The following is a 22,800-nucleotide window of genomic DNA, read 5'->3' as shown; positions in this document are numbered from 1 at the left end:
ATGAAACCGGAGGGATTTAAAATTGTTGGCCGGAAACAAGGATTGGAAAAAGTCAAAAGAGGAATTGGAGCGATACCTGCAGGGAGAAGTAATCGCCAACGCTCCGCTAAAAGATCACACCACCTGGAGGATCGGCGGGCCGGCCGATCTTCTGGTGCTTCCCCGGAGTTGGGAAGATATAAAGACCTGTTTTTCATGGGCCGGCCAGTATGAGATACCGGTCACGGTGATTGGTAACGGCTCCAATATTTTAGTCCTTGACCAAGGAATTAGAGGTTTGGTAATAAAGACATCCGCCCATTTTAACAACATTGAAGTGAAAGAAGATGCCCTGGTAGTAGATGCCGGGGCTAAATTGCCTTTACTTGCGCGAAAAGCTGCCGAGCATTCTCTAAGCGGTTTAGAATTTGCCATTGGTATTCCCGGCACAGTGGGTGGGGCTATTTTAATGAATGCCGGTGCCGAGGGAGACAACATAGGTGAATTAGTAGAAAAGGTCTGGTTTTTCAAGCCCCCGGAACAAATGCGGGAACTGGAGCCAGAAAGATTAGAGTTCGGATATCGCTACAGCTCTCTGCAGAAGGAAAACGGGATTGTAATTCGAGCAGTATTGCGCTTAAAAGCCGGTTCCAGGTCCCAGATAGAAGAGAAGATGAGAGAAAACCTGGCTAGAAGAAAACGGGTACAACCGGTTGATCAGCCTAGTGCAGGCAGTGTTTTCAAGAACCCTTCCCAAAAACCGGCATGGTATTTTATCGAGAAAGCAGGAGCTAAAGGCCTGCGCAGGGGTGACGCTAAAGTTTCGGAAAAACACGCCAACTTTATCGTCAACTGCGGAAATGCCCGTGCCGAGGATGTTCTAAACCTGGTCAGAGAGGTGCAGTTGCTGGTGGAGAGGCGTTTCGGTATCTGGCTTGAACCGGAAATTAAAGTGCTGGGAGAGGGAAGTCACAGTTCTGGGGGTGACGCGGGTGGAAAAGTTCATAATTGTGGGGGGGAACCGCCTGACCGGTACGGTAACCATTAGCGGTGCCAAAAATGCCGTGCTTCCCATTATGGCTGCCAGTATTATGGCGGGTGAGCCCTGTGTTATTTATGACGTGCCCCGGTTAACAGATGTGAGGGTGATGAAAAATGTCCTGAAGTCTTTAGGTGCCAGAGTAGAAGTGAACGGCCACGCTATGGTTATAGATCCCCGTAAGATAAACTATACCGAGGTTCCTGAGCACCTCATGCGAAAATTAAGAGCTTCCAATTTAGTAATGGGTGCTCTACTTGGCCGTTTTGGCCGGGTCAAGGTAGCTCATCCTGGAGGATGTGCCATCGGGTCTCGTCCTATGGACCTCCATTTCAAAGGTTTTCAGGCTTTAGGGGCCAAAATCACTGAAAGATATGGATTTATAGAAGTTGAAGCCAAGGAACTTCGCGGCGCTGACATTCAACTGGATTTTCCCAGCGTAGGTGCTACAGAGAACATTATGATGGCTGCAACTCTGGCAAAAGGGACTACAATTATCAGGAACGCCGCTAAAGAACCGGAAATTGTTGACTTGCAAAATTTTCTTAACCGTTTAGGTGCTAGAATCAAGGGAGCAGGAATCGATGTAATCAGGATAGAAGGAGTAAGAAAACTGAGAGGAACGGAACACAACCTAATTCCGGACCGGATAGAAACCGGCACTTATATGGTGGCGGCAGCTATTACGAATGGTGATGTCGTTCTCAAAAACGTTATACCCAATCACATAGAGCCTGTCAGTGCCAAGCTGCGGGAAGCAGGAGTAAGCGTTGTCGAGTATAAGGATGGTATTAGGGTCAAGGGTAGAGGACGAATAAAAGCATTAGATATAAAAACCCTGCCTTATCCTGGTTTTCCCACCGACATGCAACCGCAGATGGTTGCCTTAATGTCAATTGCCGAAGGTACCAGCATTATAACCGAAACCATTTTTGAGAGCAGGTTCAAGCATGTGGATGAGTTAACAAGGATGGGAGCCAACATTAAAGTAGAAGGACGCGTTGCTATTGTTAAAGGAGTAAATCGTCTCAGCGGGGCTGTCGTAGAGGCTTCCGATCTGAGAGCTGGGGCGGCTTTGGTTTTGGCCGGTTTGGCCGCCGAGGATGCTACCGTAGTAGAAAACGTACACCACCTGGACAGAGGTTATGAGGACATGGAGAAAAAACTTAATTCATTAGGGGCGAGGGTTATTCGAGTGAACTCTAACCGGGAATAGGAGAAACTTGTCGGGTAGTCAAACAGATCGTGATATAATTATATTGTTGAAGGAGAAGATTCACTGGGGGAAGGAAAAAGGTGACCCGCACTCGTTCCCGGAATATAAAGAGGATACGATACCGCAAGGGCTCTGTTTTTTTGAGGAGTATCCTGTTTGTTCTGCTGGTCCTGGCGGCTATTTATTTTTTTCTTCAGTCCAGTCTTTTCGATGTTCGTAAAGTAGTAGTTAAAGGATTAAGTACCGTTGACCGGCAGCAAATAATTCAGCTTTCTGGAATCCAGCCGGGACTGAATATTTTACGATTAGACGTTAATAGAATTAAAACCAAGGTCCTCACTCATCCCATGATAAAGTCAGTGAAGGTTTCACGGCGTTTCCCCGACAGAGTGGTGATTGAGATTACGGAAAGGAACCCACTGGCTTTAATTCCTTCGGCAACCGGTTTTATGGTGGTTGACGAAGAAGGGTCGGTGCTAAAAAAAGTACAGGAAATCAGTAACCTTTCTTTACCCCTGCTGACCGGGGTAGTGGTCAATAGGGAAATATTCCCTGGGGAAGCTATACGGCATAACAAAAACTTGGAAGAAGGGCTCAGGCTTCTGCAATCTTTGACCCCGGAACAGCGGCAATTAATTGCGGAGCTGGATGTGGCCAATTTGGAGCGTTTAAAAGCCTATACTCCGGCGGGCCTGGAAGTACGTCTGGGTACTGGCGAAAATATAGTAGAAAAAATGGCCTTATTGGAGACCATACATTACCAGTGGGTGGAGCAAGGAAAGATTGACCAGTTGGAGTATATTGATCTCAGTTATTACGGTAGCCCGGTGGTTAAGTACCGACAATGAGGGGAATAAGGGCAGCTTCGACGCTGCTCTTGCTTGCTTTGCCGGTGAACCAACACACAAAAATGGGGAAAAATCTTTAAGGCTAAAAGAGGGAATAGACTTTTTGTGTTGAATTTTTCTTTTAAACAACAAGTACCATTTTTCCCTAATTAAGTAATAATATTCGTATTACTCCGGTATAGTAGATGGCTGGAGGTGGCCGGGTTGGCCCGACGAAGGATAGTAGCAGGGCTGGATGTGGGAACTTCTAAGGTAGCGGTAGTAGTAGGAGAGATTGCGGAGCAAGAAGAAGTTAGAGTTATTGGAGTCGGAGAGGCTAGAAGTTCCGGCTTGCGCAAAGGTATGGTTGTAGATATTGATAGTGTGGCAAAGGCTATACAATCGGCAGTGGAAAAGGCCGAGCAAATGAGTGGGCATCCTATAGAGACCGTGTATGCAGGAATTACCGGCGCTCATATTGCTTCTTTTAATAACCGGGGTGTGGTGGCCATATCCCGCCGGAATCGGGAAATAACGGTTGAGGATGTGCACAGGGTTCTTCAGGCGGCCCAAATTGTCCCTGTACCGCCCGACCATGAGATTATTCATGTTATTCCTCGCGAGTACATAGTCGATGGCCATGACGGCATCATGGATCCGGTGGCCATGTCCGGGACCCGTCTGGAAGTAGAGGCCAGCATAGTAACGGGCATTCAGACGGCTATTCAAAATTTGTTGAAGAGCGTTTCCCGTGCCGGGTTACAGGTGGAGGAACTGGTGCTAAATCCTCTTGCAGCTGCTGAGACCGTTATGCAGCCAGCAGAGAAAGAATTAGGGGCAGTTCTTATAGATATCGGTGGCGGCACTACAGAAATTGCTCTGTTTGATGAAGGGACATTATGGTATACCGCGGTGTTACCGGTAGGAGGGGATTTGGTGACCAGTGATTTGGCGGTAGGCCTGCGAACACCTTTAGCTCAGGCAGAAGAAATAAAAAAGAAACATGGTTGTGTACTGGCGGAACTTATGCCGAGTGATGAGTTGGTAGAAATACCTAACGTCGGGAAACAAGAGTTTCGACGTGTGTCCCGCAAGACAATTGCCAGCATCATAGAGCCGCGAATACTGGAAATACTGGCTCTCATCAAGGAACGCATATATGATTCTGGATACAAGGGAATGCTTCCCGGAGGTGTTGTTTTGACCGGAGGCGTAGCATCCATGGACGGACTGGTAGAACTGGCGGCGGAGGAATTGCAAATGCCGGTCAGAGTTGGATTGCCTGGCAAGATAGGTGGATTGACGGATATGGTAAATTTCGGTAGCTATGCGACGGTTACTGGACTTGTTCTATACGGAGCCAGGCAGGTTGCGTTAACGGAGGCAGCACCAACCGCTGATCCTTTGCTGGGCGGCTTTATGTCTAAGTTGAGATTGTGGTTGAGGGATTTTTTTAATTAAAAACGTTTTAGGTTAAAGGAGGTCACAGGTATGATTGAACTGGAAGAAGTAGATGTAAACAATTTTGCAGCCATCAGGGTAGTAGGAGTAGGTGGCGGAGGTAGTAATGCGGTCAATCGAATGATTGCGGCAGGGCTCAAAGGTGTAGAATTCATTAGTATAAATACCGATGCGCAGGCTCTAAAGTTTTCGCAGGCAGAGAACAAGTTGCAGATAGGAGTTAAGCTTACCAAAGGTTTAGGTGCCGGGGCTAATCCGGAAATAGGGAAAAAGGCAGCGGAAGAGAGCAGGGATGAAATTGTACAGGCCCTCCAGGGGGCTGATATGGTATTTGTCACTGCCGGCATGGGGGGAGGTACAGGAACAGGCGCAGCTCCTATTGTAGCGGAGGTGGCCAAGGAATTAGGAGCTCTAACCGTCGGAGTAGTAACACGGCCTTTCACCTTTGAGGGACGCAAGAGAGCGACACAGGCAGAACAGGGGATAAGTGAACTGAAAAGCAAGGTGGATGCCCTCATTACTATTCCCAATGACCGCCTTCTACAGGTAGTGGACAAACAGACTTCCATTACGGAGGCTTTCCGTATAGCAGATGACGTTTTGCGCCAGGGCGTACAAGGTATTTCAGACTTAATAGCGGTACCGGGACTGATAAATCTGGATTTTGCTGATGTGAAGACGATCATGGCCAATACGGGCTCTGCGTTGATGGGTATCGGTAGAGCCTCCGGGGAAAAACGGGCTACTGAAGCGGCGCGGATGGCCATATCCAGTCCTCTGCTGGAAACTTCTATCGAGGGAGCCAAAGGGGTACTGCTCAATATAACCGGAGGCCCGAACCTGGGATTATTTGAAGTGAATGAGGCGGCGGAAATTATTTCCGGTGCGGCGGATCCGGACGCCAATATTATATTCGGTGCAGTGATTGACGAGAGTTTAGACGACGAAATTAGAGTAACGGTAATAGCTACCGGTTTTGAGGAAAAAGCTTCCCGCAGGGAAAAAGGTATTGACTTGTCATTTAAATCCAACCTGAATACTGATGACTTGGAAATACCTGCCTTTTTGCGACGTCGGTGAAGATATTTGGGAATAGAACTTGCACTGTTTTTATCGCCGAGGTATAATTTTACTAGGAAGGAAAATTGAAGAGTATGGGGAAGAAGTCCGGAGACTCAAGTCCAGAGGCCAGCGAAAGCGCTGGCCTTTTAATTTTTTATGGGAAGGAGGCGCTAAAGTGCAGACGCTTTTCTTAATCGGGTTCATTCTGATTATTATTTTCAGCCTTAGCGTCAGTCTTTACCTGGTGAATTACACTTTCAGAATAAAGAATATAGCCTTTAAGAGTTTAGTCTTTCTCCTATTCAGCGCCCTGACCTTTATAGTGACCTTTTCTTTAGCTATATTTGTCATCTGGCCACCTCATATTTGGGAACTCTAGGTTTAAACATCACGGCCAACGGCTAGTAGCCGTTGTTTTTTTTTTGTAGAGACTAGAAAATGACAAGTTTTGCCAGGTGTAGGCTTTATAATATTTTTTGAAAGGAAATGGTATTAAACGCCAATTTATTTTCATATATATGGTAGTAATTAGACGTGGACAAATGGAGGGGGAACTGGGTGCGTGCAGGGAAGGTACGCAGTTTATCTGGACATTCTTTTTTTCATTAACTTTTTTATGGACTATGTGGTATTATGGGCTACCTCTAAGTTCAGCCAGATTTCAACTACAGCCGGTCGACTTGCCGCCGGTGCTGCCTTTGGAGCTTTATTTTCTATTTTACTCTTTTTAGTAGGCCTTAATTCTCCCTACTACCACAGTTCCGGACTTATCCTGGCCGGCAAGATTTTATTTCCGGTAGCCATGGTTTGGGCGGCTTTTCCCCAGGTAAAACTGCGTCGGTTTCTTCAAGCCTTAGGATATTTCTATCTCGTTTCTTTTGCCATGGGAGGAGCTATGCTGGGAGCTATTTTTTACTTCAACAACAATCCTCAAGTGGTAACAGCCACCGCCGGCATTCGCTTATTTTTGACCGGTGTAAGATATACCTGGCTGCTGGCGGCAGTGGCCATTGCGGTACTTATGGGTAAATGGGGGGTCGTGGCTATCAGAAAAAATTTCTTTCAAAGCATCATGCGGGTGCCGGTTATTATTCGTTTTGGCAGTCACAGGATACCGGTGAAGGCGCTGGTGGATACCGGAAACCAATTGAGAGATCCCATATCCAAGAAACCGGTAATGATTGTAGAGTACGACCTGATTAAACCGTTCCTTCCTCCTGCTTTGCAGCAAGCCTTTGACAAAAATCCAGAACCGGACGTAACGGAAATTGTTTCTTCGTTACAAGGCACATCTTGGGCTGCCCGGTTACGTATCATTCCTTTTACTTCCATTGGCAAGAGTAAAGGGGTGTTAGTAGGGTTCCGTCCCGACGAAGTTATCGTAGTTGCAGACGGTAGCCCGGTTAAGATTGGCGATGTCATTTTAGGTGTTTATCGGAAGCCCTTATCTGGGGAAGGGTCCTACCGGGCCTTATTACACCCGGATTTAATTAATTCTGCCCTGGGACATTAGGAGGGGATTTGGTTGATGCGGTGGGTGCGGATAAAGCTAAACCTACTCCTGCTGCTGATCCGCATGCTGCAGAAGCTAGGCTTGGAGGACGAACTTTATTACGTAGGAAGCAGTCAGGCATTGCCTCCTCCCTTGAGCAGTGATGAAGAAGGTTATTTGTTAGCCAGACTGGAAAAAGGAGATACAGCAGTTAAGAGCATTCTCATAGAACGTAATTTACGCCTGGTAGTCTATATTGCCCGGAAATTTGAAAATGCAGGACTGAATATAGAAGACCTGGTATCCGTGGGGACTATAGGATTGATTAAAGCGGTGAACACGTTTGATCCACGAAAGAAGATTAAGCTGGCTACTTATGCCTCCCGCTGTATTGAGAATGAGATACTCATGTACTTGCGAAGAAACAACAAGACCCGGGTAGAAGTTTCTTTTGACGAGCCTTTGAATATCGACTGGGATGGCAATGAATTGCTTCTTTCCGACGTCCTGGGAACCGATAGCGATACCATTTACAAATTGATCGAAGAAGAAGTGGATAAAAAGCTGCTCCACGCTGCCATGAAAAAGCTATCTCCCCGCGAAAAAAAGATTATGGAATTCCGCTTTGGTTTGGTGGACGGAGAGGAAAAGACACAGAAAGAAGTGGCAGACATTCTGGGCATTTCTCAGTCTTATATTTCTCGATTAGAAAAAAGAATCATTAAGCGATTGCGTAAAGAAATAAATAAAATGGAGTAAACTTAAAACTGCTGGCTAGGTGAACCGTAATTTGGTTCACCTTATTTTTTTGCTATGAACTCCAAAATTGCGGAAGAGTATAAAAGAATTGGGCCTGGGAAATACTTAGGATAGTATCCTGATTTTAAAATATAAGGAGGTTCTCCCATTCAATGGCCAATAAAGTTGAAATATGCGGTGTCAACACTTCAAAACTGCCCGTCTTGAGTAATGAGAAAATGCGGGAACTATTTAAAGCCATGCATGAAGGTGACACTTCGGCCCGAGAACAACTGATCAGCGGGAACCTCCGTCTAGTACTCAGCGTTATACAGCGTTTTACTAATCGGGGCGAATATGTTGACGATCTTTTTCAGGTAGGTTGCATTGGGTTAATAAAGGCTATAGATAATTTTAACTTGGACCAAAACGTTAAGTTTTCTACCTATGCGGTGCCGATGATTATTGGAGAGATAAGACGGTACTTGCGGGATAACAATTCTATCCGGGTTAGCCGGTCTCTCCGTGACATAGCTTATAAAGCTTTGCAGGTGCGGGATGCTTTAATAAATAAAAATTCCCGTGAACCTTCTATAAATGAGATTGCCGAAGAACTCAAAATTCCCCGCGAGGAAATTATATTTGCCCTGGATGCCATTCAGGAGCCCATATCCCTTTTTGAGCCGATTTACCACGATGGGGGAGACCCTATCTACGTAATGGATCAAATCGGAGATGAAAAGCATGTTGATTCCAACTGGCTGGAAGGGATTGCCGTTCGGGAAGCTTTATCCAAACTCAACGAAAGGGAAAAGACTATCTTAACTTTACGGTTTTTTGAGGGCAAGACGCAGATGGAAGTGGCTGAAGAAATCGGTATCTCCCAAGCCCAGGTGTCCCGTTTGGAGAAGGCGGCGCTTAATCATATTAGAAAGCACGTACAGTTTTAAGGTGGTGTAGAGATGTTTTCCCTAAATTACCGGTATAGAATAATAATGCTCATTTGTCTGATGCTACTTGTTTGGGTCGGGGCGGTAGTAGTAAACCGCCCAGGAATCTATCGGCCTTACGGCCTGATACGGTTGCACATCATTGCTAACAGCGATACACCGGAAGACCAGGAATTGAAGAGAAAAGTTAGAGATGCCATAATGGCAGAGTTAGGCTCGCGTTTTCAGGCGGCCAACACTTTATCAGAAGCTCGACGCGTGGTGAGGGCTAATCTGGCAGCCATGGAGCAAATTGCTGCTCGTACCATAAGGACAGCCGGCAAGGACTATCCAGTTACCGCCCGGTGGGGGTATTTTGATTTCCCTACTAAGTCCTACGGAAGCTTTGTACTTCCAGCCGGCCGGTACGAAGCGGTGAGAGTAGTTATCGGAGAAGGAAAAGGGGAAAACTGGTGGTGCGTTCTATTTCCTCCCCTGTGTTTCGTGGACATTTCAAACAATCTGGCTCGGGGAACGGGTGGGGAACTGTCGACCCCTGCCTTGGCTGGTGGAGATTGGATACCGGAGCAGGAAGGTAGGGAATTGCAGGTAGAATGGAAAATTAAAATCTGGGAAATATTTAAACGATCCCACGATGCGGTAATGCAATTGGGGAAAAAACCTTCCGATTAATGGGACTCTTCCAAAGAGTCCCTTATTTTTATGCACATCTGGCCCGCTGTATTCATATAATAGTGATAGAATGGCCAAGGAGGTGGGGCTGTTGCTCAAGGTTTCCGATTTGCGGATGCGGGATGTGATTAATGTGGTCGACGGACGTCGCCTGGGATATATAAAAGATATAGATGTGGACTTGGAAAAAGGTAGGGTAAAAGCGTTGATTTTACCCGGCCAAAGCCGTTTCTTGGGATTGTTTGGAAGGAACGATGACATTCGTATAGACTGGTCAAAGATTAAAAAGATTGGAGTGGATGTTATTTTAGTGGAAATAAAGGATTTTACCGCGCCTGAACCTAAAGAACAAGAGATGGGATAAAAGCCTTTCCAAAAAGGGAAGGCTTTTTTGTTAAGAATTACCGAATTTACATTGACTTACCATATATTGTGTTGTATAATAAAAATAAACACAATATATTGAGGTTAATTAATATTTGACGGTTTCCGGTAAAAATTTATGTCGCCGGGGAGCTGAAACTATGCGTTGTCCTTTTTGCGGGTACAGCGATTCTAAAGTGTTGGATTCCCGTCCTTCCGAGGAAAGGAACTCTATTCGCCGTAGGAGAGAGTGCCTCGATTGTGGTAAAAGGTTCACTACTTACGAAAAGATAGAGGACCTTCCTCTGGTAGTAGTTAAAAAAGACGGACGGAGGGAGGTTTTTAATCCCGAAAAATTACAGGTAGGGATTATGAAGGCTTGCGAAAAGCGCCCGGTATCTACCAGTCAGATAGAGCATATGGTAAATGAGATCGAGAAAGAGCTGCTGAATACTATGGAACGGGAAGTTAGTAGCAAGCAGATAGGAGAAATGGTGATGGAGCGGTTGCGGAAAATTGATGAGGTGGCTTATGTTCGATTTGCTTCTGTGTACCGTCAGTTTAAGGACCTGCAAACTTTTATGCAAGAATTGGAAAATCTTCTGAAGAACAATAAATCTTAGGAGGAGGTCTGAAGTATGTTTACTCACATCAGAAAAAGGGATGGCCGTATAGTTCCATTCAATGATGCAAAAATTACCGATGCCATCTTTGCCGCTGCCAAGGCTGTAGGAGGGGAAGACCGGCAAACGGCGGTTGAACTTACGGTTGAAGTACTGAAAATGTTGAAACAAAGGTTCAACGGAGATATTTTTGGTGTAGAAGATGTTCAGGATGTGGTGGAAAAGGTTCTTATAGAGCACGGTCATGCCAAGACTGCAAAGGCGTACATACTTTACCGGGACAAGCGTACCCGTATTCGGGAAGCCAAATCTGACCTCATGGAAGCGGTGCAGCAGATTTTAATAGAAACTAACCGGGAAAATGCCAATATTGGGAACTCTCCGTCGGCCAAGATGCTTCAAATAGCCAGCGCAGCCAGCAAAACTTTCTATTTAAACCGGTTCATTCCGGAAGAATTTGCTACGGCTCACCGGTCGGGAGATATCCATATTCATGACCTGGACTTTTACGGAAAGACCCTTACATGTATCCAGATTCCTCTGGGTAAACTGTTGAGAGAAGGGTTTAATAACGGTCACGGGTACATAAGACCGCCTAAACGTCCTACCTCTGCTACCGCTTTAGCTGCTATCATCCTGCAGAGTTCCCAAAATGATATGCATGGTGGCCAATCTTTTCCCTTTTTTGACCGTGACCTTGCCCCTTATGTAGAGAATGCTTCTGAGGAAGAAACCTACCAGGCTATGGAAGCCCTTATTTATAATCTTAATTCTATGCATAGCCGGGCAGGGGCTCAGGTGCCTTTCAGCAACATTAACCTGGGAGCCGATACTTCAGAAGCGGGCCGGAAGGTTACTCGTAACTTGCTCCTGGCTTATGAAGCCGGCCTGGGGCGCGGAGAAAATCCTATTTTCCCTAATATTATTTTCCGGGTTAAAGAAGGGGTTAATTTCAATCCCGGTGACCCTAATTATGACCTGTTCCAACTGGCCATAAGGGTGGCAGCCCGGCGCATGAATCCCACCTTCAGTTTTATGGATTCTTCTTTTAACAGCCCTTATGGAACGGAAGTAGCCTATATGGGATGCCGTACCCGGGTAATTGCGAACCGCCGGGGTCCTGAAGTTACAGAACGGCGAGGTAATCTGTCTTTTACCTCGATTAATTTGCCGCGTCTGGCCATCAGAGCTAAAGGCAACGTGGATAAGTTTTACCAATACCTGGACAAGATGCTGGATGTGGCGGTCCGTCAGTTGTATCACCGTTACGGTGTCCAGGCGAAGTTAAAGGTAAAAGACATGCCTTTTCTAATGGGACAGGGGTTATACTTGGATTCCGAACACCTGGGGATGGATGACTACATAGAGGAAGCCATTAAGCATGGTACTCTTTCTGTCGGATTTATCGGGCTGGCGGAAACGCTAACCGCGCTGACCGGCAAACACCACGGGGAGTCCGAGGAAGCCCAGAAACTCGGCCTGGAAATTGTGGCTTACATGCGCAAGAAGGTAGATGAAGCTGCCGAGGAGTACAATCTTAACTACACCCTTTTGGCTACTCCTGCGGAAGGCCTCTCGGGGAGATTTGTAAGCATGGACCGGGAAGAATATGGTGAAATCCCCGGAGTTACAGATAAAGAATATTACACCAATTCTTTCCATGTACCGGTCAGCTTTCCTATAAGCATGTTTGATAAAATTTCTATAGAAGGGCCTTACCATAAGTATACCAATGCAGGACATATCAGTTATGTGGAGCTGGCCTCGCCACCTCTTCACAACCTGGAGGCAGTGGAAACCATATTACGTCATATGAAAGAATGCGATATGGGTTACGCAGGAATTAACTTCCCCATTGATTTTTGTAACGGTTGCAGCCAGCTGGGTGTAATTAACGAAGATAGCTGCCCGGCATGCGGTTCCCCGGATATCAAGCGGGTAAGACGCATAACCGGATATTTCAGCACGGTGGACAGGTTTAATGATGCCAAACGGGCTGAGTTGAGAGATCGTAGGCCGCATATGTAAACGTAAACTTAAGGAGCGGGTAATATGAAACTGAGAATTGCCGGGATCGTGAGGGAAAGTGTGGTAGACGGTCCGGGTATTCGGCTGGTGATTTTTGCTCAGGGGTGTCCCCATTGCTGCCCCGGATGCCACAATCCCGAAACCCACGACCCCTTGGGCGGACAGGAGACGACGGTAGAAGAAATTGTTGAGCAGGTGCGCCAGTCACGGTTTATCCGAGGGGTCACCTTTTCGGGCGGGGAGCCTTTCTACCAGGCGGAAGCCTTCAGCCTTTTAGGGCGCCGGATCAAAGAACTGGGCAAAGATATTGTTACTTATACCGGTTACACTTTCGAAGAGATCCTGGCCCTCGCGGAGATCAACCCATATTTTGGGGAACTTTTGCAGGTTAGCGACTGGTTGGTGGACGGGCCTTTTATCCTGGCGGAAAGGGACTTGAATTTACCCTTCCGGGGATCCCGTAACCAGCGGATAATTGACGTGCGGCGTTCTTTAAGGCAGGGGAAGGCAGTACCGGCAGAAATTGCGTGACCCATACCACTGGCTGGCGAACAGCTACTGCCCAGTCCACAGGGCGGTAGCTGTTTGTTGGTGTATCTACAATGTTCCGCCTATTCAACTTAACCGGATAAAGGCAAACTTGTCGAAAGACAAGGACGCAAAGCCACGGGCCTAAGCTATAAACTATGGTAGCCGGGTTGTCGAAAAAATTTTGAGTATTGATCGCATGTTTTCGGTATTACCCGACCTCATGCGGTTTTGATTTCCCCTCTCTTTTCCTTTGCCCTTTGTAGACGAATCATTACCCCATCGGCTTCGATGCATAGCTTCAGGGCTACTTCTTTTCCAGCGGGAGCTTCGCCATCTTTAAAAACCGCCGCCCTTTTTTCTTCCCCTTCCTGGTGACGAATATTTAACATGAGACCTCAACTCCTTTCGATTTGTTTTATGGGGTTTTTCGGGTGAGGTCTCTTTTCTTTCTCGGGGGCTATTCCCCTTCCGTTACTTATTAAAATTACGGCCATACCATTTTATGGTATGGGTAAAAGTATATAAAAAATTTTATTGAAATTTTTAAAAATCTTATTGAAATTTTTGAAACGATCAGCTATTATTAATTATAAACAATCAAAAAAAATCAAAAACAGTCAATAATGTGCATCAAATACGAAAGGAAAGGGGTGAGTAGGTGTCATTGTACAGTGAAGAGCGAAAAAAAATTATTTTGGATTATATCCAAAATCATGGGAGGGCTTCCGTACAGGAGCTCACGGAAGTTGTACAGGTCTCCGAATCGACAATTCGTCGTGATCTTAAAGAACTGAAAGAAGCCAGGCTCATAAAACGAACACACGGCGGTGCTTTATCTTTACAAAGCGTAAATTTTGAGCCTACCCTTGGTGAAAAAGAAGTAACTTTTCTAAAAGAAAAGCGTGCAGTTGCTAAAAAAGCGGTGGAACTGATCGAAGAGGGAGACACGATTTTACTGGATGCCGGTACAACCACCTTTGAGTTGGCCAAAGAATTAAAATCTTTTTCAAAATTAACCGTTGTAACAAATGCTGTTAATATTATCCAAGAATTACTTACTCACCCGGGGATTGAACTGGTAGTAGTAGGCGGCATACTAAGAAAAGAAACTCTTGCGATGGTCGGGCCTATAGCTGAACAAGCCTTAAGCATGATTCGTGTTGACAAATTGTTTTTAGCTACAAACGGAATAGATGTAGAAGCAGGTCTGACAACTCCTAATTTAATAGAAGCAGCTACAAAAAGAAAAATGATAAGTATAGCAAAGCAGGTTATTTTATTAACAGACCATAGTAAAGTTGGGGTAATATCTCATGCCAAAATAGCCGATATTAATGAAATCAATCAAATTATTTTAGATGATGCAGTAGACGAGCACTTTAGCAGTCAAATTAAAGCATTGGGTGTTGGGATACATCTTGTTCACCCATAGGAGGAAACATATGTTGCCAAAAGTTGTAACCGTCACGCTTAACCCGGCGCTGGACAAAACGATCATCATTCCTCGATTGGATGTAGGGGGGCTAAACCGTGTCGAACAGATGCGCCTAGATCCCGGTGGAAAAGGTGTTAATGTAGCAAAGGTACTAAAGAAGTTTGCTATTGATGTAATTGCTACCGGATTTATCGGGAATTCTCAAGGGGGGGTTATTCAAAAAAGTTTAAAAGACCTAGGGATAAAAACAGAGTTTGTGGAAGTTCAGGGGGTAACTCGTACCAATTTAAAAATTGTTGATAACCAAACGAAATTGACAACTGAAATTAATGAACCTGGTTTTGAAGTATCAGCCGAAGATTTAACTAAATTTCGGGAGAAATTATCTAACCTTCTACAGGATGCTTCCTTTCTTATACTTGGGGGAAGCTTGCCGCGTGGAGTTCCAGAAGATATTTATAAAGATTACATCACCCTTGCCAAGGGGAAAAATGTAAAATCAATCTTGGATGCCGACGGAAAGGCACTAAAGGAAGGCATTAAAGCACGCCCTTTTGCGGTGAAACCCAACATCCATGAGCTTGAACAGTTAGTAGGACGTTCGCTGCCAACCGAACAGGACATTGTTACCGCCGGCCAAGAGCTGATTCATGAAGGGGTTACGGTTGTTGTTGTTTCCATGGGCAGCAAGGGATCGATCGTTCTGGACAAAAAAGAAGCTTATCGCGTAACACCTTTCCCAATTACTCCGCAGAGTACTGTCGGAGCGGGAGATTCGATGGTTGCTGCTATGACTTATGCCTTCCTGGAAAATAAATTATTGGAAGAAGTAGCGCGGTGGGCTACCGCTGCAGGTACGGTAACGGCTTCTAAGGCAGGCACGGAAGTATGTTCCTTTGCCGAAGTGCAGCGTTTATTAAATGATGTAAATGTTACAAGGATCCAACTTTAAAAAGCATCAAGACAAGGAGGAAAGAATATTATGAAGAAAATTTTAGCAGTTACGGCGTGTCCCACTGGTATTGCACACACATACATGGCGGCTGAAGCGTTAAAAAAAGCAGCTGAGGAAAAAAATATAGAAATAAAGGTGGAGACCCGCGGGGCCGTTGGTGTTGAAAACGCTTTAACCGAAGAGGATATCGCGGAAGCTCATGCCATCATAATTGCGGCAGATACTGATGTGGATGAGGGGCGCTTTCGAGGCAAGCCTGTGGTAAAGGCTTCAGTTGGTGAGGCCATTAAAAATCCTGGTAAACTGTTAGATGAAGCGTTGGACAAAAAGCCTACATCACAGGACTATATTGCAGAAATACAAAAAACCAAAGCCGAGCGCACTGCACAGCGTACAGGTGTTTATAAGCACTTAATGAACGGTGTTTCCTACATGATACCGCTGGTGGCCGCCGGGGGACTTATTATTGCAATTTCATTTATCTTTGGCATTGAAGCCTTTAAAGAAGAAGGTACCCTTGCTGCCGCTTTAATGGATATCGGGGGCGGTTCAGCCTTTGCTTTGATGGTACCGGTTCTGGCAGGTTTTATTGCATATTCCATTGCCGAAAAGCCTGGTCTTGCACCTGGACTGGTAGGTGGTATGCTGGCGTCCAAAATTGGAGCCGGGTTCCTGGGCGGAATTATTGCCGGTTTTATTGCCGGATACATTGCTAAATGGTTAAAAGATGCCATCAAACTGCCAAAGAACCTGGAAGGCTTAAAACCCATCTTAATTATACCTTTCTTGGGAACATTAGCAACCGGTCTGCTTATGATTTATGTCGTCGGCGGTCCGGTAAAGGCTATTATGGATGGTCTGACCAAGTGGCTGTCTGGATTAACCGGAGCCAATGCCGTTATCCTTGGTTTAATTCTGGGAGCTATGATGGCCTTTGATATGGGTGGCCCGGTAAATAAAGCCGCTTACACCTTTGCTGTGGGGCTTTTGGGAAGCGAAATTTACGGGCCGATGGCTGCTGTAATGGCTGCAGGTATGACACCGCCGTTAGGGCTGTGGTTGGCAACGCTTCTTGCTCCGAAAAAGTACACGCCGGAAGAAAGGGAAGCGGGAAAAGCAGCTGCTGCTCTTGGAATTTCCTTTATTACAGAAGGAGCAATACCCTTTGCTGCGGCTGACCCGTTCCGTGTCATTCCGGCCATTATGGTCGGTTCCGCAGTAACAGGTGCGTTGTCTATGTTATTTGGGGCAACTCTGCGAGCGCCCCACGGAGGGATTTTTGTCTTACTAATTCCACATGCTGTAGGCAACTTGTTCATGTATGCCGTTTCTATCATTATAGGAACGATAGTTACCGCGATACTGGTCAATCTATTAAAACGTCCTATAGATGTTAATAAAGTATAAGTTGAGTCGGAGGGTAAGAAACGTGAAATTAGTGGAAATCATTAGTAAAGAAACCATTGACCTGTCCCTTGATGCTGACGATAAGGAAGAATGCATTGAAAAAATGGTTGAGAAGATGGTAAAAAGCGGGGCTGTCAAAAATAAAGATACCTATTTGCAAGCGGTATTAGAACGTGAGGAAAAGGGTTCAACTGGCGTTGGATTTGGTGTGGCCATCCCCCACGGCAAATCTGAAGGGGTGGCTGCACCGGCGTTGGGTTTTGCTAAATTGGCCCGGCCCATCGATTGGCACTCCCTTGACGGCTATCCAGTATCCATTGTCTTTTTAATTGCCGTTCCCGAAGAGCAGGCAGGTAATGAACATCTGCAAATCTTAGCTGCAATTGCTCGAAAACTAATGCACGAAGAATTTCGCAATCAGCTTAAGGAAGCAAAATCACCGGAAGAAGTTATACAGGTATTAGAGACAATTTAAAGGGAGGGCTTCACATGGTTAAAAAAGAGGTAACTATTACCAACGAAACAGGCTTGCATGCAAGACCGGCACAATTATTTACCCAAAAAGCCAGTGAATTTCAATCGGAAATTAAAGTAAAAAAAGAGGATGGATCTGAAGCAGATGCTAAAAGTATATTGGGACTTATGAGTCTCGCTCTTATCAAGGGTACCAAGATAACCATTGAAGCCAGTGGGGATGATGAGGAAGAGGCTGTTAAAGCATTGGCGGAGTTAATTGAACAAAGGTTTGGTGAAGCCTAATGGCAGCAATAACCATCAGGGGTACTGGCGTATCTGAAGGAATACGTTTAGGAAAAGCCTTTCTTTATCAGCCGTTTATTAGTCAAGGGAAATCTGTACGTGACACGATATCAGAAGAAGAAATCAATGATGAGGTACATCGACTGCAGCTCGCCAAAGAAAAATCCTACCGGGAACTTGATGAACTCATTGAGCGGACAAGAGCGGAGCTTGGAAAAGATAAAGCAGCTATTTTAATGGCACAGCAGGCTTTTTTAAATGACCCGTCTTTTTGCCCCGAGATGGAAAAGCTCATTCGCCAGCGCAGATATTCCGCCGAAAAAGCAGTAAATGAGGTGGTGGAACAGTTTGCAGCGATATTTGAAGGAATGAATGATGAATATTTCCGGGAAAGAGCGGCTGACGTACGGGATGTAGGAAAGCGACTTGTACTGCATCTGCAAGGAAAAAAAGGAACAGCGCTATCAGGCATCAAAGAAGAAGTTATATTGGTGGCTGATGATTTGGCGCCATCTGATACGGTACAATTAAACAAAAAATACGTTTTGGGATTTGTCACCCGAGTGGGAGGTAAAACTTCACACACTGCGATATTATCTCGCTCCCTGGGTATTCCGGCTGTTGTTGGTGTGGGTAAAAACATTGAACAAATTAATGACGGTGATTTTATTATTATAGATGGCAGCACCGGTGAGTGTATTGTAAATCCCAATGACCGGCTTATTGAGGAATACGAGGCAAAAAGACAAAGGGAAGAGGAGGCGTTACGTAAACTAGAACAGTTTACCTTTAAGCCCGCGATAACAGCGGATGGGTTTAGGGTAGAGATAGCTGCAAACATTGGAACGCCGGCAGAAGCCAAACCAGCTCTGGAACATGGGGCCGAGGGCATTGGATTATACCGTACAGAATTTCTGTTTATGAATGAAACGGAAATGCCCTCGGAAGAAAAGCAGTATGAGGCCTACAAACAGGTTGTATCGGCCATGAAAGGTAAGCCGGTTATTATCCGCACCCTTGATATTGGCGGGGATAAAGAGCTCCCTTATCTCTCCCTGCCGAAAGAAATGAATCCGTTTTTGGGATACCGGGCAATCCGCCTTAGTTTAGATCAAAGTGAATTGCTTGTTACTCAGCTGCGAGCGATTTTAAGGGCTAGTGCCTATGGTAAAGTTAAAATCATGTTTCCTATGATCTCAAGCCTTGAGGAATGGAGACAGGCCAAAGCAATTTTAGAAGAAGTGAAAGATCAGCTGATGAAAGAAGGAGTTAAGTTTGACCCGTCCGTTGAAGTGGGGATTATGGTTGAAGTTCCTTCCACTGCCATTTTGGCCGATAAATTTGCAAAGGAAGTTGATTTCTTCAGTATCGGGACAAATGATCTTGTTCAATATACAGTAGCTGTGGACCGCATGAATGAAAAAATAAGTTATTTATATGATCACCTTCACCCGGCGGTCATACGTCTTGTCAAACAAGTTATTGAGGCATCCCACCGGGAAGGTAAGTGGACCGGTATGTGTGGCGGCATGGCCGGAGATCCGTTGGCAGCCCCTCTTCTTGTAGGGTTAGGTCTTGACGAATGGAGTATGGTGGCAGGATCGATTAAAAAAGTGAAGCAGGTTATTTCCCAAATTAACCGCAAGGAATGTATAAAATTGGTAGAAGAAATCCTGGAATTGACCACAACGGAGGAAGTACGCAGTAAATTGGAAGAATTTCAAAAGGAAAAAGGGCTTCTCTGATTAATTTTCAGGGCATCCATCGCCTATCATGAGCTAAAGCCTGAAACCCCTCCTTGGAGGGGGATTCAGGCTTTTAAAATGCTTTGGGATTAACGGATTTGGCGGTTCTGGCTGGTGTTATGGCTGGTGAATTTCGCGTTAAATGAATAAGATCAGGTTCGCAAGTTGTTCTAGGAATTTTTTAATGGGTTATGGCGCTAGTTTAGCATTAGGTTGCAATATCAGTGCACTACTGGGAGAAATATCTTCTCAGTCACTTCACGGCTGGTTTTTGGATTCTTTTTGCTTTTAGGGGGCATTTTAACCAGCCTGTGGTTACGATATTACTTCGTAAGATCATAGTCATTAACAGAAAGGATCTTTCCCGGGCCCTGCTAAAAATCGTATAAATCTTTTTGCGGCGTTATTCAATTGTTTGTCATTTTTATAAACTATTAGATAATTTACTTGAAATTCGGCATTTTCAATTCTTAAGGGATGAATTGTTCCCGAGCGAATTTCTTTCTTAATAGCCAGACTACTGCAGATAGATACGCCTAATCCAGCTTCCACCGCCGACTTTATGGCTTCAGTGCTCCCCATTTCAGCTATCACGTTAAAATCTTCTGGCAGTTTAACATTTAACCCAGAAATTGCTTTTTCAAACATATAGCGTAAACCAGAGCCTTGTTCCCGGATAATCAACGGGGCTTTTTTTAATTCTTCTAAAGTAATGGAAGTTTTATCAACCCATGGTTTTTTGGGTGGAGTTATCACCAGCAACTCATCATTTAAAACCGGCTGTTTCTTTAAATTTCCATCATTTTTTGGAATGGGTTCTTCCAATAGAGCCAGATCTAATTCATCATTCGCTAGCATGCTAAGGATAGTTTCCGTGTTCTTTACTTCCAACTTAATTTGAGTACAAGGATACTTTTCTTTAAATGTCCAAATGGTACAGGGTATTGCATAATTTCCGATAGTCGAACTGGCGCCAATTATCAACTTTTGATTTTCAGTATTCAATAGATCATCAATTTCCTTTTCTAATTTCTCGTGTAGCCGTAGTATTTCTTTTGCATATTGATACACTATTTCACCTACAGGTGTTAAAGTAACCCCGCTGGTACTGCGTTCGAATAACTTTGCCCCATAATAATCTTCAATGGAGTGAATCTGTGAACTTACTGCAGGTTGACTCAGATGGAGTAATTTAGCTGCTTTCGAAAAACTCTTCACCCTTGCTACTTCGCAAAGTAATTCAAAGTGAGAAATATTCATGGATATTATCTCCTTTGCCCGTATGTGAGCATAGCCGCTTTTTTTATTTTTATTATATTCAAGTAGTTACCATGGTTCAATATAACCCTAAAGGAGTTTGCAAGCACTGAGTATGGAACAACAATACAGAACAGGAGTTGTATATAAGCCATGTATGGTCATAATCAAAATCTATATCGATATAAGTGTTTGTGAACAGGATAACTAAAACACGTGAAAAATGCTATGTATAGCGATACAGGATAGGGATACTGAGCAAAAATTGTAGAGAAAACCAGTTTTATGCTCGAGATTTACGGAACAAGAAATACGAGGTAGTAGTGAAAAATTTCAGGCTGAGCTAAAAAATTTATCCACTGTAGATCTCGAGTGAAATTTTTATGAAAGTGTGTGTATTATTTCACAAACGAAAAAAAGGGGGGGTATAACGTAACAAAAGGAGGAAAGGTTGAGACAAAAGTAAGGATTGGAAAACAATTACCTAAGGGAGAAAGTCAGGCTGAAGGCTGGCTGGGGTACGGTTTTCATAACCTTTGGGAGGTGGAGATTATGGAAGACAAGAAAGTGAAACCATTAGAAAAGGCTTTATCAAGAAGAAAGTTTCTCTGTGACGCAGGTAAGTTTGCTGTTGGTACTGCCGTTGGTATTGGTAGTATTGGTTTAGTAGGTTGCTCGGCTAAGATGGCAGAACAGACGAAAGAAAAAGCAAAAGAAACTGTAGCGGCAACAAATACTAAGGTCGAATTTCCCCCTACTCCTTGGCCTTACAAAAAATTGGATCCCGAAGTGGTAAGAAAGGCAGGGTTTGAGGCTTATAAAAGAGACTTACACTGTATGGCAGGTTCTTTTGCGGCAATAATTGAGACTTTGGCCAAAGAAGTCGGTTATCCATACGATGCCATACCTCCTGTAGAACAACTTGCTTATTACGGTGCGGGAGGAGTAATGGGCTGGGCAACTTTATGTGGTGCGGCAAACGGTTCTTGCATGGCTATCAACTTAATTCTTGGAAAAGACCATGAAAAGTTAGGGGTGGCGATTAATGAATTGCTAGGTTATTATTCTACAACACCTTTGCCGACTGCAAATAGTAACAAATTTGGCGATATGGGCGAACAAGCACAAAGTGTAGCTGGAAACCCATTATGCCATGTTTCGGTTACCAACTGGTGTAAAGCTTCAGGGAAGAAATCGTTCTCTCCAGAGAGGGCAGAGCGTTGCGCTAAATTAGCTGGTGATATAGCAGCAAAGGCAGTGGAGCTATTAAATCAAATAATTGTTGAGGGTAGCTTCACACCTGTTTATAAGGCTCCTGAAGCAATTACTGACTGCGGTAGCTGTCATACGAAGGGTGGAGTCTTAGAAAATTCCCGTGGTAAGATGGACTGCCTGACTTGTCATGATGATCACAGGGGTTAAACGCGGTGACTAAATATAGGAGATAGTAACGGTTTAGGGGGCGTTAGCCCCCGTTCTTTCCATATAAACAAATATCGTTTTAAAGAAGCTATCTACTTGGTAAAAGGTGTCAAACAATTTCACCACCTATAGAAAAGCGGTGAACCTTAAATTCTAAGGGGAAAGAGGTTAAGGGAGTAAAAACAAAATGTTGAGATTGGAGGTTAACCACGATGTTGGGCGGAATAGGATTGCCTGAACTGTTAATTATATTGTTACTTGCATTTATTGTTTTCGGTGCTGGTAAATTACCTGGAGTAGGTAAGGCCTTGGGCCAGAGTATTCGGGAATTTAAGGTCGCGGTAAATAAATCGGTAGAAGAGGATGCGAAACAAGATTAAATCTGCCAGGAGTCTAAATTTTAACTTAGATTTTCGTTCCAGTTATTGCTGTTATCTTCCTGATGGACAGATTGGTTTTTCCCTAATAAAGGAGCAGCTTTTGTGAAAAGAGTAATCTTATCCACCATTATTATAATACTAATTGCAATTACTTTGGTTGGCAAATTCTTGCGGCCAACAATAATTTGAACCAAGAACAATCCAAATAGCTGGAAATGAGTGAACCTTGGGGAGGGTTTTTCTTTTTTGGTGGGGAATCACATAAAAACCACCAATCAGGCAAGGGGTAATTTTCGATCCCCATCGTCCCACTTGGTGCCCCGAGGGTAGGGGATAAAATGAGATTATGAAAAAGGAGAGTTAAGCTTTTATATCCAATAATTATTACTCATCTTTGACAGTTAATCTTCAAAATCAATGACCCGACAACCGGAAACCCTTGAAATGACTGAGGTGGAT

Annotated in this window: 23 protein-coding genes, 1 pseudogene and 1 riboswitch; of the genes and pseudogenes, 22 read left to right on the top strand and 2 right to left on the bottom strand. The window is 44.6% G+C overall.

Annotated features, from left to right (window positions below):
* The first annotated feature begins 22 nt into the window (after positions 1-22).
* The 13 genes from murB to nrdG all read left to right on the top strand — a co-directional run bounded on the left by murB (position 23) and on the right by nrdG (position 12,981).
* Positions 23-1,027 carry a UDP-N-acetylmuramate dehydrogenase gene (gene murB, locus KKC1_RS05860; protein WP_202819962.1) on the top strand — a complete coding sequence of 335 codons (1,005 nt, stop codon included), beginning with the start codon at positions 23-25 and terminating at the stop codon, positions 1,025-1,027.
* Positions 972-2,234: a UDP-N-acetylglucosamine 1-carboxyvinyltransferase gene (murA, locus tag KKC1_RS05855; RefSeq protein ID WP_088553552.1), complete on the top strand. Its 1,263-nt coding sequence runs from the start codon at positions 972-974 to the stop codon at positions 2,232-2,234. The genes murB and murA overlap by 56 nt, the downstream gene beginning before the upstream one ends.
* Positions 2,235-2,314: 80 nt before the next feature.
* Positions 2,315-3,082, top strand: a complete 768-nt coding sequence (locus KKC1_RS05850) for a cell division protein FtsQ/DivIB (RefSeq protein ID WP_088553551.1) — start codon at positions 2,315-2,317, stop codon at positions 3,080-3,082.
* Between the two features lie 195 nt (positions 3,083-3,277).
* Complete coding sequence (ftsA, locus tag KKC1_RS05845; protein WP_428844930.1) at positions 3,278-4,522, top strand: cell division protein FtsA; 1,245 nt, start codon at positions 3,278-3,280, stop codon at positions 4,520-4,522.
* A gap of 30 nt (positions 4,523-4,552) precedes the next feature.
* Entirely contained in the window at positions 4,553-5,602 is a 1,050-nt protein-coding gene (gene ftsZ / locus KKC1_RS05840; RefSeq protein WP_088553549.1) for a cell division protein FtsZ, read from the top strand.
* A gap of 544 nt (positions 5,603-6,146) precedes the next feature.
* Positions 6,147-7,097, top strand: coding sequence for a sigma-E processing peptidase SpoIIGA (spoIIGA, locus tag KKC1_RS05830; RefSeq protein WP_088553547.1), 951 nt, complete (start codon positions 6,147-6,149; stop codon positions 7,095-7,097).
* Between the two features lie 15 nt (positions 7,098-7,112).
* Complete coding sequence (gene sigE / locus KKC1_RS05825; RefSeq protein WP_088553573.1) at positions 7,113-7,835, top strand: RNA polymerase sporulation sigma factor SigE; 723 nt, start codon at positions 7,113-7,115, stop codon at positions 7,833-7,835.
* 152 nt (positions 7,836-7,987) lie between these two features.
* Positions 7,988-8,764: an RNA polymerase sporulation sigma factor SigG gene (gene sigG / locus KKC1_RS05820; protein ID WP_088553546.1), complete on the top strand. Its 777-nt coding sequence runs from the start codon at positions 7,988-7,990 to the stop codon at positions 8,762-8,764.
* Between the two features lie 12 nt (positions 8,765-8,776).
* Positions 8,777-9,436, top strand: a complete 660-nt coding sequence (gene spoIIR / locus KKC1_RS05815) for a stage II sporulation protein R (RefSeq protein WP_192868106.1) — start codon at positions 8,777-8,779, stop codon at positions 9,434-9,436.
* 91 nt (positions 9,437-9,527) lie between these two features.
* Entirely contained in the window at positions 9,528-9,800 is a 273-nt protein-coding gene (locus tag KKC1_RS05810) for a YlmC/YmxH family sporulation protein (protein WP_088553545.1), read from the top strand.
* 160 nt (positions 9,801-9,960) lie between these two features.
* Positions 9,961-10,422: a transcriptional regulator NrdR gene (gene nrdR / locus KKC1_RS05805; RefSeq protein ID WP_088553571.1), complete on the top strand. Its 462-nt coding sequence runs from the start codon at positions 9,961-9,963 to the stop codon at positions 10,420-10,422.
* A gap of 15 nt (positions 10,423-10,437) precedes the next feature.
* Positions 10,438-12,450, top strand: coding sequence for an anaerobic ribonucleoside-triphosphate reductase (gene nrdD, locus KKC1_RS05800; protein WP_088553544.1), 2,013 nt, complete (start codon positions 10,438-10,440; stop codon positions 12,448-12,450).
* Positions 12,451-12,474: 24 nt separating this feature from the next.
* Positions 12,475-12,981, top strand: coding sequence for an anaerobic ribonucleoside-triphosphate reductase activating protein (nrdG, locus tag KKC1_RS05795; RefSeq protein WP_088553543.1), 507 nt, complete (start codon positions 12,475-12,477; stop codon positions 12,979-12,981).
* A gap of 92 nt (positions 12,982-13,073) precedes the next feature.
* A riboswitch (cyclic di-GMP riboswitch) is annotated at positions 13,074-13,156 on the top strand.
* A gap of 52 nt (positions 13,157-13,208) precedes the next feature.
* Here the strand turns inward: nrdG and KKC1_RS15680 are convergent.
* Positions 13,209-13,361, bottom strand: a pseudogene (locus KKC1_RS15680) (ISLre2 family transposase); the annotation flags it as partial.
* A 284-nt stretch (positions 13,362-13,645) separates the two neighbouring features.
* Here KKC1_RS15680 and KKC1_RS05790 point away from each other — a divergent pair.
* From KKC1_RS05790 to KKC1_RS17765, 7 genes are all read left to right on the top strand, one after another.
* Positions 13,646-14,413 carry a DeoR/GlpR family DNA-binding transcription regulator gene (locus KKC1_RS05790; protein ID WP_192868109.1) on the top strand — a complete coding sequence of 256 codons (768 nt, stop codon included), beginning with the start codon at positions 13,646-13,648 and terminating at the stop codon, positions 14,411-14,413.
* Positions 14,414-14,423: 10 nt separating this feature from the next.
* Positions 14,424-15,368, top strand: coding sequence for a 1-phosphofructokinase (pfkB, locus tag KKC1_RS05785; protein WP_088553541.1), 945 nt, complete (start codon positions 14,424-14,426; stop codon positions 15,366-15,368).
* Positions 15,369-15,398: 30 nt separating this feature from the next.
* Positions 15,399-16,778, top strand: coding sequence for a PTS fructose transporter subunit IIC (locus tag KKC1_RS05780; RefSeq protein WP_088553540.1), 1,380 nt, complete (start codon positions 15,399-15,401; stop codon positions 16,776-16,778).
* 22 nt (positions 16,779-16,800) lie between these two features.
* Positions 16,801-17,253 (top strand): PTS sugar transporter subunit IIA, encoded by a 453-nt coding sequence (locus KKC1_RS05775; protein WP_088553539.1) that lies wholly within the window; start codon positions 16,801-16,803, stop codon positions 17,251-17,253.
* A 14-nt stretch (positions 17,254-17,267) separates the two neighbouring features.
* Positions 17,268-17,537 (top strand): HPr family phosphocarrier protein, encoded by a 270-nt coding sequence (locus KKC1_RS05770; protein WP_088553538.1) that lies wholly within the window; start codon positions 17,268-17,270, stop codon positions 17,535-17,537.
* A complete protein-coding gene (gene ptsP, locus KKC1_RS05765; RefSeq protein WP_088553537.1) occupies positions 17,537-19,282 on the top strand; it encodes a phosphoenolpyruvate--protein phosphotransferase in 1,746 nt (581 codons plus the stop codon). The genes KKC1_RS05770 and ptsP overlap by 1 nt, the downstream gene beginning before the upstream one ends.
* Positions 19,283-19,424: 142 nt before the next feature.
* Positions 19,425-19,574, top strand: a complete 150-nt coding sequence (locus KKC1_RS17765; RefSeq protein ID WP_088553536.1) for a YeeE/YedE thiosulfate transporter family protein — start codon at positions 19,425-19,427, stop codon at positions 19,572-19,574.
* Between the two features lie 53 nt (positions 19,575-19,627).
* On the opposite strand, the gene KKC1_RS05755 is transcribed toward KKC1_RS17765, so the two are convergent.
* Positions 19,628-20,542, bottom strand: coding sequence for a selenium metabolism-associated LysR family transcriptional regulator (locus KKC1_RS05755; protein WP_088553535.1), 915 nt, complete (start codon positions 20,540-20,542; stop codon positions 19,628-19,630).
* Positions 20,543-21,091: 549 nt separating this feature from the next.
* Here KKC1_RS05755 and KKC1_RS05750 point away from each other — a divergent pair.
* Both KKC1_RS05750 and tatA read left to right on the top strand, forming a co-directional pair.
* Positions 21,092-21,961: a C-GCAxxG-C-C family protein gene (locus tag KKC1_RS05750; protein ID WP_143288687.1), complete on the top strand. Its 870-nt coding sequence runs from the start codon at positions 21,092-21,094 to the stop codon at positions 21,959-21,961.
* 212 nt (positions 21,962-22,173) lie between these two features.
* Positions 22,174-22,341 carry a twin-arginine translocase TatA/TatE family subunit gene (tatA, locus tag KKC1_RS05745; protein WP_192868105.1) on the top strand — a complete coding sequence of 56 codons (168 nt, stop codon included), beginning with the start codon at positions 22,174-22,176 and terminating at the stop codon, positions 22,339-22,341.
* Positions 22,342-22,800: the final 459 nt, after the last annotated feature.

The sequence above is a fragment of the Calderihabitans maritimus genome (assembly GCF_002207765.1).
Taxonomy (GTDB): domain Bacteria; phylum Bacillota; class KKC1; order Calderihabitantales; family Calderihabitantaceae; genus Calderihabitans; species Calderihabitans maritimus.
Note: the sequence above shows the minus strand (reverse complement) of the source record. Positions and strands in the feature narration are given on the sequence as shown.

What these genes read in the sequence shown, in the direction of transcription:
- ftsZ (WP_088553549.1), top strand. Translation starts at nt 4,553, where the DNA reads ATGATTGAACTGGAAGAAGTAGATGTAAACAATTTTGCAGCCATCAGG.
- sigE (WP_088553573.1), top strand. Translation starts at nt 7,113, where the DNA reads ATGCGGTGGGTGCGGATAAAGCTAAACCTACTCCTGCTGCTGATCCGC.
- sigG (WP_088553546.1), top strand. Translation starts at nt 7,988, where the DNA reads ATGGCCAATAAAGTTGAAATATGCGGTGTCAACACTTCAAAACTGCCC.
- spoIIR (WP_192868106.1), top strand. Translation starts at nt 8,777, where the DNA reads ATGTTTTCCCTAAATTACCGGTATAGAATAATAATGCTCATTTGTCTG.
- nrdR (WP_088553571.1), top strand. Translation starts at nt 9,961, where the DNA reads ATGCGTTGTCCTTTTTGCGGGTACAGCGATTCTAAAGTGTTGGATTCC.
- nrdD (WP_088553544.1), top strand. Translation starts at nt 10,438, where the DNA reads ATGTTTACTCACATCAGAAAAAGGGATGGCCGTATAGTTCCATTCAAT.
- nrdG (WP_088553543.1), top strand. Translation starts at nt 12,475, where the DNA reads ATGAAACTGAGAATTGCCGGGATCGTGAGGGAAAGTGTGGTAGACGGT.
- pfkB (WP_088553541.1), top strand. Translation starts at nt 14,424, where the DNA reads ATGTTGCCAAAAGTTGTAACCGTCACGCTTAACCCGGCGCTGGACAAA.
- KKC1_RS05780 (WP_088553540.1), top strand. Translation starts at nt 15,399, where the DNA reads ATGAAGAAAATTTTAGCAGTTACGGCGTGTCCCACTGGTATTGCACAC.
- KKC1_RS05770 (WP_088553538.1), top strand. Translation starts at nt 17,268, where the DNA reads ATGGTTAAAAAAGAGGTAACTATTACCAACGAAACAGGCTTGCATGCA.
- ptsP (WP_088553537.1), top strand. Translation starts at nt 17,537, where the DNA reads ATGGCAGCAATAACCATCAGGGGTACTGGCGTATCTGAAGGAATACGT.
- KKC1_RS17765 (WP_088553536.1), top strand. Translation starts at nt 19,425, where the DNA reads ATGAATAAGATCAGGTTCGCAAGTTGTTCTAGGAATTTTTTAATGGGT.
- KKC1_RS05755 (WP_088553535.1), bottom strand. Translation starts at nt 20,542, where the DNA reads ATGAATATTTCTCACTTTGAATTACTTTGCGAAGTAGCAAGGGTGAAG.
- KKC1_RS05750 (WP_143288687.1), top strand. Translation starts at nt 21,092, where the DNA reads ATGGAAGACAAGAAAGTGAAACCATTAGAAAAGGCTTTATCAAGAAGA.
- tatA (WP_192868105.1), top strand. Translation starts at nt 22,174, where the DNA reads ATGTTGGGCGGAATAGGATTGCCTGAACTGTTAATTATATTGTTACTT.